An 8662-nucleotide genomic window follows, 5' to 3' on the forward strand; every position below is an offset into this window, starting at 1 on the left:
CCAAAGTATTTGCTAGACTTCCTCCAAACGCGAGCACTACTCCCAAGTATCGCTCTTGGGAGTACCGGAGAAAGGACAGCCTTCATGGCCCGGCAAAATATCACCCAGTTTTTCGACGACCTGGACCACACGCCCCTGCACGAGGCGGATGTTCGCGTGATCCGCTTCGGGTTACAGGGGAAGAATTACGTGCTGGACCTCAAGCCGGAGAACGCGGAGCGCTTCCTGGCGCAGCTCAAGCCGTACGTCGAAGCAGCCAGGGAGGCGTGCGACGCGACCGATCGGGCCCTTGACCCCGCCGAGATCCGCCGTTGGGCGCAGACCGAAGGCCTGCCCATTGCCAACCGCGGCAAGATCCCCCTCGGCATCGTGGAAGCATTCCACGAAGCCCACCCCTACTACTAGAGCACGCCCTGCTCGCGCGCCGATGCCACGGCGGAAGTACGGGAACGCACACCCAACTTGTCGTAAATGTGCACGAGGTGGGACTTCACGGTCGCCTCAGAAAGCATGAGCTCCGTGCCAATCTCCCTATTCGACGACCCCGCCGCCACCAACTGCAGCACCTCCAGCTCACGCGGCGTGAGCGAGGAGCGCGGAGTGCGGTCGCGCGTCTCGAGGCGCTCGCGCACCACCGGGGACATGGTGGCGTCGCCACGCGCGGTGGAGCGCACCGCGGCGACGAGCTCCTCCGGCGGGGCGTCCTTCAGCAGGTAGCCGACGGCTCCGGCCTCGATCGCGCCGAGGATGTCGGCGTCGGTGTCGTAGTTGGTCACCATGAGCACCTTCGGCGGGTTCGTCATCGAGGCGATGATCTGCGCCGTTGCCTGCGCGCCCGTGGTCACGCGGGTGCCCTCGACGCCCGCGCCGAAGCGGAGGTCCATCAAAATCACGTCGATGCCACCGGCCTGCGCCATCGCGATCGCGCCCTCAGCTGTGGCAACTTCGCCGACGACCATAATGTCTTCGGCCTCCTCGAGCACGGCCCGAAGCCCCAGCCGGACGATCTCATGGTCATCAGCCAGCAACACACGAATCATGAAGTTTTCCTCTCCACCTGGTCAGTCTTTTGTTTGATACTACTCGGTACCGCCACAGAAAGCGCTGTCGGCCCGCCGGGCTGGGACTCAATTGCCAGCTCACCGCCCAATTCCTCGGCCCGAGAACGCATGGCATCGAGGCCCAAATGGCCTAACCCTGAGGGCTTTTTGGCCTGGCTCGCTACGTCGAAGCCCTTGCCGTTGTCCACCACATCAAGGCGGACCTCGTCATCCCCAAACGTCAGCGTGATGCGCATGCGGCTCGCCTCGGAGTGCTTCACCGCGTTCGACACCGCGCCCTGCGTAATACGCAGCAGGCCGGCCTCGATGCGCATTGGCAGCTGCTGCGGCTCACCGTCGACCTCCACCTCGATGTCCATGTCGCCCGTCGTACCGAAGTCCGCCGCGATGCGCCGCAGTGCCTCCTCCAGCGACGTCGTGCTCAGCGGCGCCGGCGTCAGCGCCGCAATAATCGCACGGGTCTCCGCCAAGTTTCTCGACGCCGCCCTACGTGCCGTCTCCATCCTCTTCAACGGCGCCGCCAGCTCTTCCCCCGAAAGGTCCGTTGCCAACAGGTCGCGCTCCGCGGCGTGCAGCAGCATCTGGATCGAGGACAGGTTCTGCGCCACCGTGTCGTGAATCTCGTGCGCGAGCCGTTCCCGCTCCTGCGCCACACCGGCTGCGCGCTCCGTAGTTGCTAGCTGTTCGCGTGTCTCCAGTAACTCGTTGATGAGCTCGGCGCGCTCGTCGCTCACCTTCGTAATCGTGGTGAAGGCATAGTTGATCGCCAGGACCACCACCGCCGACAGCGCCGGCCCCAACACGCTGCCCAGCGTGAGATGATCCGGCAGCTGTACCAGCACCGTGATCACAAGCCCAGCAGCAACCCCGGCAATACCTCGCCAGTCGTTGAACGCCCGCATGTACACGAAGAACAGGATGAACACCCAGTACATCGCAACCACGGAGATCGTCGTGTCCAGCATCCACACGCCGGTCAGCCCCACGAGCCACAGCACGCGGCCCGGGGTTGCCCAGTAGTGCATCTCGGTCATCCCGTAGAACAGGAGGAAAGAAAACGTCGTCACCAGAGTGATGTGCAGCAGCGCCTCATCCAGCGACATCCGCGCCAGCGCCGCCAGCGACACCAGCACCAGCGACACCGACAACACCGTGATACCGATATCCAAAGAACGGTTTACCGGCACCTCAGTGGTTTCGCCGGGGCCCGGCGACAACACAGCTAATCTGGAACCCATGCGTTTGACACTACCCACCCTCGCAGCAGTCATGGCATTTGGCGTCCTCGCCGGGTGCGCCGCCCCCGACCCGGATCCGGCGCCCGCGGGCGAAGGGGGCGTCGAGAAGCAACAAGCCGCCCTGCCTCTCGACGCCCTGCCCGCCACCGACCGCAACGCGTGGCAGCCCTGCCCATACCTCGACACCGACTGGGTCGCCGACGCCAACGGCCAGCGCGTCACCGGCGTAGGTATCGACGCCCGCTTCGACCCCCCAGCCTGCCAGTTCTGGTCCTACCCGCCCGAGCCGCAGCTGACCGTCATCGTGCGGCACATGGACAGCCCCGAGGACGCCATGGCCGTTGTCGATTGGGCAACACCCATCGACTACACCGAACCCGCCAACCAGCCAGCCGGGTGGAACGGCGGACGCCACGGCGGCGGGGCCGTACCCAACCGGATCGGCGCCGCCTACTCCGTGGCCAAGGGCAACACCGCCGTGACCGTGTTCACCAACCAGGACGAGTCCATCAAGGCGCAGCTCGTCGCCGAGGAGACCATCAAGAACCTGCAGCTCTAGGGCGTTACACTGCAACGTCGTTGTAGGGCATCTGTGCCGACACCCACGGAAACACCACTTCCATCAGCAGGAAGAACACGGCCACCGCGATCACGATCGCGAGCAGCCACTTCACCGGCGTAGGCCCCGGCAGCATCCGCCAAAGTGCTCCATACATTGTCTATTTCACCTCCGACATCGCCTGCGGCAGCGTTTGCTCGCCCGGTGTTTTCGCCAGCACCTCAGTCTGCACGGCGTGGATGATCATGCGCTCCGCGTTCGAAAACTGCGGGTGGCACGTGGTCAGCGTGATCATGCCCAGCATGTCCGGGCGCACCTCAATGGAGGGCTGCTCCGGGATCGGGTTGATCACGTTCACGTCTCCCGGCAGCGTAATGTGCCTGCCCACCACGTTGCGGTACTCGCCCGTCGCGATCGGCTCGTTGATCTCGGCTGGCACGCAGCCCGCCGCCACGTCCCGGCGTTCCTGCGGATCCAGGCCCATCGGCAGCACGCGGTACGTCACCCAGGAATCCTGCGTCTCCACCACGATGGCGTCGCAGCTGTTCAGCGCCCCAAGGTCATTGAACGGCGCGCCCTTGCCCACGCGGTGCCCCGCCACCGCGAAGTTGCCCGGCTCGCCCGGCATCTGCGTGTCCGGGTAGCGGCCCGGACCCACCAACAACTCGTTCTCGTCGGTGCCCTCGATGATGGCGAACTGGTAGTCCGACCCGAACGCAGGAATGTACATGCGCGCGAATGCGTCGCCAAGCTGTGGCGCGCGCAGCTGGCGCGGGTTCTTCCATTGCTCCGACAACGTGTCCTGCGCTTCGTTCTGCATCTTGCCGGAAGCGATATTCGTCCAATAGGACTCGTAAAACGCGAACAGCAACAACAACGCCCCGATGGTCAGCAGCACCTCGCCGAACACCTGGGAGGCGCGCACCTTGCGTCTGGGTTGTTGGTAAACCATGGCCTAACATTAGCGAATGATGGAAATCCTCGTCTATCCCGTATCCGCCGTGCTGCAGTTCTGGCACTGGCTCCTCGCCGACGTCCTCGGCGCCCCCGTCTCTGGCGCCTGGATCGCATCCATCATCCTGCTGGTCATCACAGTGCGCGGCGCCATCGCACCGTTTTCCTGGAAGACGTACAAGGTAGGCCGCACCAGCTACATGATGCGCCCGCACATGAAAGCCATCGCGGACCGCTACGGCAGCTCCACCGCACTCGAGGACATCGAGGCGGAGCGCGAAGCCATCAAGAAACTCCGCAGCGAGCACGGCTACAACCCGCTCGCCGGCTGCGTTCCCGCCATGATCCAGCTGCCGTTCTTCTTCGGCCTGTACCGCCTGCTGTACTGGCTCGCCGTCCCCGACGTCGGCGACGCCCACCGGATCGGCCTGCTCACCCCAGACGAGATCGAAAGCTTCCGCAACACCACGCTTTTCGACGTCCCCCTCCCCGCCTACGTCTCCATGACACCAGAGCAGTTTGCCTCCCTCGGCACTACGGTCGACGCCGTTCGCGGCCTGGCCATACCGATGCTCATCGCCGCCATCTGCTTCACCAGCATCAACCTGCTGCTCTCCCAGATCCGCAACCGCACCACCCTCGAGTGGGAAAACGCGTTCACCCGCGGCAGCTACCGGTTCCTGTACTGGATGATCCCCTTCATTGCGCTGTCCCTGACCACGGCGGGCCTGCTCGGCCTCGTACCGATCGCGCTACTGCTGTACTGGGTAGTCAACAACTTCTGGACCGCCTCACAGACCGTTCTGCTCTGGGCGTTGCTTGTAAAGCGTTTCCCCTCCGAAGAGATTCACCGCAACCATGTACGCGAGGCGCGCGAAGCGTACGTCGAAAAGAAGCGGGAGAAGCGCGAGCGCAAACGGGCCTGGCGCCGCAAGAAGGCTGGCGCGCTCGTGCGACCGACGACCATCCCAGCGGTTCGCCGCGACATCCGCGCAGAAAAATCCGCCCTAGCCGAGGCCAAGCGCGACGAGAAGCGCGCCAAAAAGGCCATCGAGAAAGAGCGGTCGAAAGTGCAGCGGGAGGCTAAATCGAATAGTCAGCAGGAGGAGTCCCAAGCGTAGCTTTCGCCAACGAACGAGCGGTTTCCAGCGGCGCGGTATCGCGCACGAAGCGGGCTCCCGCCAGTCCGCCGTCGAGGAAGATCAGCAGCTCATTCGTCTGCGAGGCCGAGTTGTAGCCGTTCTTCACGCTGAGCAGGTGCGTAATCGTGTCGTACATCCACTGGCGGTGCTTCTTACACGCCGCAACGATGCGTTCCTCCGACTCCGTGTCCGGGCGCGGATACTCGTTCGCCGCGTTCAGGAACGGCGAGCCACGGAATTCCCGGTCCGGCTCCTCCTCAATCGCCATGTCGAAGAACGCCAGCACCTTCCCATCCGCGTCGTAGACGTGCTCGGTGCGCTCCGCCCAACGCTGCCGGTATTCCTCGTCCAGCCGCTCAATGTACGCGATGACCAGGTTGTCTTTCGACCCAAGCAGAGAGTACAACGACGCCTTCGCGACGTCCGCCTCCCTCAAAATACGGTCAATACCGATGACGCGGATGCCTTCTTCTTGGAAGAGTTTCGTGGCGGCGTCCAGCAGCCGCTGCCGGGGGCTGGGACGATTCCGCCTCCTGGAAGCACTCTTTGCCTTGCTGGTTGTACCGCTGCTCACGCGACTGCTCCTCCAAAATCTCTAGTAGACAAACCAGTACGTTCACCATACCGCGTACCGTAGTTTCTGAAAAGAAAAATACCGGCCGGGGGTGTGTCCCTCCGGCCGGTACATACATCACGCGCTTTTCGCGCTACTGGCTATTGGCGTTGTTTGCCTTTCACAAAGTTGACGATGGTCAGCAGGATCACCGCACCAAGGATGCAGGTGAAGAAGCTAAACCAGAGCCCGCCATTGTCGACGTCCACTCCGAACTTCGCCAGCAACCAGCCGCCAATCAGGCCACCGATAATGCCGACAATAATATTCAGGCCGATGCCCATATCGGCGTCCTTGCCCTTAATCTTCGAAGCGATCCAGCCCGCAAGTCCACCGATAATAATCCAGCCGAAAAAGCCAAGTCCCAGCATGTGCACGTCTCCTTCTATAACGATCGTTTAATGTCTACTGACCATGGTGCCTCCCATTCGGGCATAATGCCACTACGATTCGGACACCAACGGGTAACGATCTGGAAACGGCACCGCTGGGACTTGGTTGCGTTCCGCGAGATTAGTCGTTCGGACGAACAACCATCATCGGGCACGGCGCGGACTGCAGCAGCGCACGCGACGTCGAGCCGAGCAGCATGCCCTTGAACCCGCCACGACCGTGGGAACCGGTGACCAGGAGCTGTGCGCCTTCAGCGGCCTCGGTAAGCGCGCGGACTGGACGGTCACGCGTAATCACCTTGCGGATCTGCACATCTGGGTACTTCGCGGCGGAGTCCTCCAGGTAGCCATTGAGGATCTCGTCCTTCTCCTCCTGCACAGCCTTCCAGTGCTCGTCCGTGACAGAGAACCCAGCGCCCGGCCCCTGCACCTGAGTATCGATCCACGTGTGCACCGCAATCAACTCCGCACCGCGAGCGTGCGCCTCCTCAAAGGCGACCTCCGTCGCATGGCGGGAAACCTCAGAGCCATCAACGCCGACTACGACCGGGCCGTACTTATTCTCTTCCGTCACGTTGTTGTCCTCGCGGACCACCACAACCGGGCAGCTTGCGTGGGAGACAACCGCACCAGACACAGAGCCGAGGACCATCCCGGAAAGCCCGCCAAGGCCACGCGACCCCATCACGATCATGGTCGCGGTACGCGACATCTCAAGCAGCATGTCAATCGGGGATCCCTCCGCGATTGCGTGCCCAATCTTGATATCTGGGGCGACCTCAAGCGCGATGTCACGCGCTTCCTCGACCTTCTGGATGGTTTCCTTCTGCAGATCGTCGAACAGCTCCTTCGGCGGAACCATCCCTTCCGCGTACAGGAACTGCGGCATGGTGTAGCTTGCAGCCAGCTGCAGCGCGATGCCGCGCTTCGCGGCGGTGTTCGCCGCCCAGCGGACCGCGTTGTGGGAAGCCGGGCTTCCGTCCACAGCTACGACGACCATTTCTTCATTCGACATGTGTTTCGCCCTTTCTCAAGAAGGTAGGCAGTTTCTACCCCCATTGTAGACAAAACCCACATCGATATCGTGGCCCTTATTTGGGAATTTCCACGGGCTTCGCGCCCTCAGAGTTCGCAGGGAAGAACGTCTCATAGAGTGCTCGCAGCACGTCCGCGATCACCTTCCCGATACCTTCATTGAAGAACGCCAGTACTGGTTGCAACATCGCTCCAAGATCCATAGCGACTAATCTAGCAAAGGATATGAGTAGAAAACGAAGGAAGTCGCCCCCGCCACTGCCTCCGCGCGATGGCCTCGGCGCGTCACGAGTCCGCGTCCCCGACGCCCCCATTACCGCCGGCGACTTCCTCACCGAAGTCATCAAGGGGCAGCGCCACCGCCACCCCGATGACGACGCCGCAGCCGTCCTCCAGCGCTTCGCCGTCGGCGAAGTCGTCCTGCGCGACGGCACCCCGCTCTCTCCCAACGATATCTTGCAGCCAGGCACAGACGTCTTCTTTTATCGACGCCCCGCCCCCGAAACTCCCGTACCGTTTACTCACACCGTGGTGTTCGAAGACGATAACGTCCTCGTCGTCAACAAACCGCCGTTCTTGGCGACGATGCCACGCGCCGCCCACATCACGGAGACCCTCACCGTCCGCCTTCGCCGCGAGACCGGCAACGAGGAGCTCACACCGGCGCATCGCCTCGACCGCATGACGAGTGGATTGTTGCTACTGACGAAGCGCCGTGAAGTCCGCGGGGCGTACCAGGACATGTTCGCCCGCCGAGAAGTCCGCCGCCTGTATTCCGCGGTTGCTCCTTATGATCCTTCGCTACCTGCCGGACCTTGGCGGCATCACATCGTCAAAGAACACGGCGAAGTTGCTTCCAAGATTGTCCGCGGCGCGGAACCCAATTCAGAAACGATGTTCCTTGGCGCGTCCCGTTTGCCGTCAGAAGAGGAAACAGTGCTACAAGAACGCTACGGAGTGGAAGGACCGCTCGGGCGCTATCTCCTCGAACCGATCAGTGGACGCACGCACCAACTGAGAATCCAGATGTTGGACGCCGGGGTGCCCATCATCGGCGACTCTATCTACCCCGTCCCACATCCTTTTGGGGAGGACGACTTCACCAAACCAATGCTGTTGGAATGCATTTCCGTTGCCTTCACCGACCCGCTCTCCAGCAAGGCCGTCCACTTCACGACCGACCCATCGGTGCCCTGGCCATAAACCCTCTCGGAGTACCAATAGTGTGTCTCCAACGGTAGCCGAGGCAGCTGTGCACCACATTCCGGGTCTTCGAGACTGTGCGGTGGCGTTTCCCCAGCTCACGCCCCCTGCGCAAGGAAATTTGGTGTCGAGCAACCCGTACTACCCATACACGCAATGACAAACCACGCACCCCTGTACAACCTGGGTGTGTACCACAAACAACCAACAGAACTGCGTCCCTGTGTCACCACCCCTGGGATCCCACAAACCACATTCCCGCAAGCCGTACACACCTACTGGTAAAACACAACGACACTGGCACTAAGGGCAAAGCAAGAATCTGGTGCGCACACCCCCACACCCGAGCCACACCACACCCCCACGCACGTGGTGCACACCCCCACCAAAACAAAAAAGTGTGGTGAGTATGTGCCACAACAACACACACTCACCACACACAAGAAAATGAAGTTATAGGCCGGC

General features: G+C 62.2%; 12 protein-coding genes. 4 read left to right on the plus strand and 8 right to left on the minus strand.

The window, feature by feature from the left end; genetic code table 11:
• Nucleotides 1–84: 84 nt before the first annotated feature.
• Nucleotides 85–405, plus strand: a complete 321-nt coding sequence (locus HMPREF3170_RS11070; protein WP_070361746.1) for a histone-like nucleoid-structuring protein Lsr2 — start codon at nucleotides 85–87, stop codon at nucleotides 403–405.
• On the opposite strand, the gene HMPREF3170_RS11075 is transcribed toward HMPREF3170_RS11070, so the two are convergent.
• Complete coding sequence (locus HMPREF3170_RS11075; protein ID WP_070361745.1) at nucleotides 402–1040, minus strand: LuxR C-terminal-related transcriptional regulator; 639 nt, start codon at nucleotides 1038–1040, stop codon at nucleotides 402–404. The genes HMPREF3170_RS11070 and HMPREF3170_RS11075 overlap by 4 nt on opposite strands.
• A complete protein-coding gene (locus HMPREF3170_RS11080) occupies nucleotides 1037–2299 on the minus strand; it encodes a sensor histidine kinase (RefSeq protein WP_070479701.1) in 1263 nt (420 codons plus the stop codon). The genes HMPREF3170_RS11075 and HMPREF3170_RS11080 overlap by 4 nt, the downstream gene beginning before the upstream one ends.
• Between HMPREF3170_RS11080 and HMPREF3170_RS11085 the strand changes: the two genes are divergently transcribed.
• Nucleotides 2298–2858, plus strand: a complete 561-nt coding sequence (locus HMPREF3170_RS11085) for a DUF2020 domain-containing protein (RefSeq protein ID WP_083291002.1) — start codon at nucleotides 2298–2300, stop codon at nucleotides 2856–2858. The two genes, HMPREF3170_RS11080 and HMPREF3170_RS11085, sit on opposite strands and share 2 nt — an antisense overlap.
• Nucleotides 2859–2862: 4 nt before the next feature.
• Here HMPREF3170_RS11085 and HMPREF3170_RS11790 read toward each other — a convergent pair whose 3' ends face one another.
• Both HMPREF3170_RS11790 and HMPREF3170_RS11090 read right to left on the minus strand, forming a co-directional pair.
• Complete coding sequence (locus HMPREF3170_RS11790; protein ID WP_168156155.1) at nucleotides 2863–3015, minus strand: hypothetical protein; 153 nt, start codon at nucleotides 3013–3015, stop codon at nucleotides 2863–2865.
• Nucleotides 3016–3018: 3 nt separating this feature from the next.
• Nucleotides 3019–3810 (minus strand): class E sortase, encoded by a 792-nt coding sequence (locus HMPREF3170_RS11090; protein WP_070361743.1) that lies wholly within the window; start codon nucleotides 3808–3810, stop codon nucleotides 3019–3021.
• Between the two features lie 16 nt (nucleotides 3811–3826).
• Between HMPREF3170_RS11090 and yidC the strand changes: the two genes are divergently transcribed.
• On the plus strand, nucleotides 3827–4933 hold the full coding sequence (gene yidC / locus HMPREF3170_RS11095) for a membrane protein insertase YidC (RefSeq protein WP_070479703.1): 1107 nt from the start codon (nucleotides 3827–3829) through the stop codon (nucleotides 4931–4933).
• Here yidC and HMPREF3170_RS11100 read toward each other — a convergent pair.
• The 4 genes from HMPREF3170_RS11100 to HMPREF3170_RS11795 form a co-directional block, all read right to left on the minus strand.
• The gene (locus HMPREF3170_RS11100; RefSeq protein ID WP_070361741.1) at nucleotides 4896–5528 is read right to left on the minus strand and encodes a TetR/AcrR family transcriptional regulator; all 633 of its coding nucleotides are present in this window, start codon (nucleotides 5526–5528) and stop codon (nucleotides 4896–4898) included. The two genes, yidC and HMPREF3170_RS11100, sit on opposite strands and share 38 nt — an antisense overlap.
• A gap of 140 nt (nucleotides 5529–5668) precedes the next feature.
• On the minus strand, nucleotides 5669–5938 hold the full coding sequence (locus HMPREF3170_RS11105) for a GlsB/YeaQ/YmgE family stress response membrane protein (RefSeq protein WP_070361740.1): 270 nt from the start codon (nucleotides 5936–5938) through the stop codon (nucleotides 5669–5671).
• A 142-nt stretch (nucleotides 5939–6080) separates the two neighbouring features.
• Nucleotides 6081–6974, minus strand: coding sequence for a universal stress protein (locus tag HMPREF3170_RS11110; RefSeq protein WP_070361739.1), 894 nt, complete (start codon nucleotides 6972–6974; stop codon nucleotides 6081–6083).
• Between the two features lie 76 nt (nucleotides 6975–7050).
• Nucleotides 7051–7197 (minus strand): hypothetical protein, encoded by a 147-nt coding sequence (locus tag HMPREF3170_RS11795; protein WP_168156154.1) that lies wholly within the window; start codon nucleotides 7195–7197, stop codon nucleotides 7051–7053.
• A gap of 22 nt (nucleotides 7198–7219) precedes the next feature.
• Between HMPREF3170_RS11795 and HMPREF3170_RS11115 the strand changes: the two genes are divergently transcribed.
• Nucleotides 7220–8197 carry a pseudouridine synthase gene (locus tag HMPREF3170_RS11115; protein WP_070479705.1) on the plus strand — a complete coding sequence of 326 codons (978 nt, stop codon included), beginning with the start codon at nucleotides 7220–7222 and terminating at the stop codon, nucleotides 8195–8197.
• Nucleotides 8198–8662: the final 465 nt, after the last annotated feature.

Source organism: Corynebacterium sp. HMSC08D02 (assembly GCF_001807505.1).
GTDB lineage: Bacteria > Actinomycetota > Actinomycetes > Mycobacteriales > Mycobacteriaceae > Corynebacterium > Corynebacterium pseudogenitalium.

Excerpts from the sequence above, each read along its gene's own strand:
- HMPREF3170_RS11070 (WP_070361746.1), top strand. The coding sequence starts at position 85 with ATGGCCCGGCAAAATATCACCCAGTTTTTCGACGACCTGGACCACACG.
- HMPREF3170_RS11075 (WP_070361745.1), bottom strand. The coding sequence starts at position 1,040 with ATGATTCGTGTGTTGCTGGCTGATGACCATGAGATCGTCCGGCTGGGG.
- HMPREF3170_RS11085 (WP_083291002.1), top strand. The coding sequence starts at position 2,298 with ATGCGTTTGACACTACCCACCCTCGCAGCAGTCATGGCATTTGGCGTC.
- HMPREF3170_RS11080 (WP_070479701.1), bottom strand. The coding sequence starts at position 2,299 with ATGGGTTCCAGATTAGCTGTGTTGTCGCCGGGCCCCGGCGAAACCACT.
- HMPREF3170_RS11790 (WP_168156155.1), bottom strand. The coding sequence starts at position 3,015 with ATGTATGGAGCACTTTGGCGGATGCTGCCGGGGCCTACGCCGGTGAAG.
- HMPREF3170_RS11090 (WP_070361743.1), bottom strand. The coding sequence starts at position 3,810 with ATGGTTTACCAACAACCCAGACGCAAGGTGCGCGCCTCCCAGGTGTTC.
- yidC (WP_070479703.1), top strand. The coding sequence starts at position 3,827 with ATGATGGAAATCCTCGTCTATCCCGTATCCGCCGTGCTGCAGTTCTGG.
- HMPREF3170_RS11105 (WP_070361740.1), bottom strand. The coding sequence starts at position 5,938 with ATGCTGGGACTTGGCTTTTTCGGCTGGATTATTATCGGTGGACTTGCG.
- HMPREF3170_RS11110 (WP_070361739.1), bottom strand. The coding sequence starts at position 6,974 with ATGTCGAATGAAGAAATGGTCGTCGTAGCTGTGGACGGAAGCCCGGCT.
- HMPREF3170_RS11795 (WP_168156154.1), bottom strand. The coding sequence starts at position 7,197 with ATGGATCTTGGAGCGATGTTGCAACCAGTACTGGCGTTCTTCAATGAA.
- HMPREF3170_RS11115 (WP_070479705.1), top strand. The coding sequence starts at position 7,220 with ATGAGTAGAAAACGAAGGAAGTCGCCCCCGCCACTGCCTCCGCGCGAT.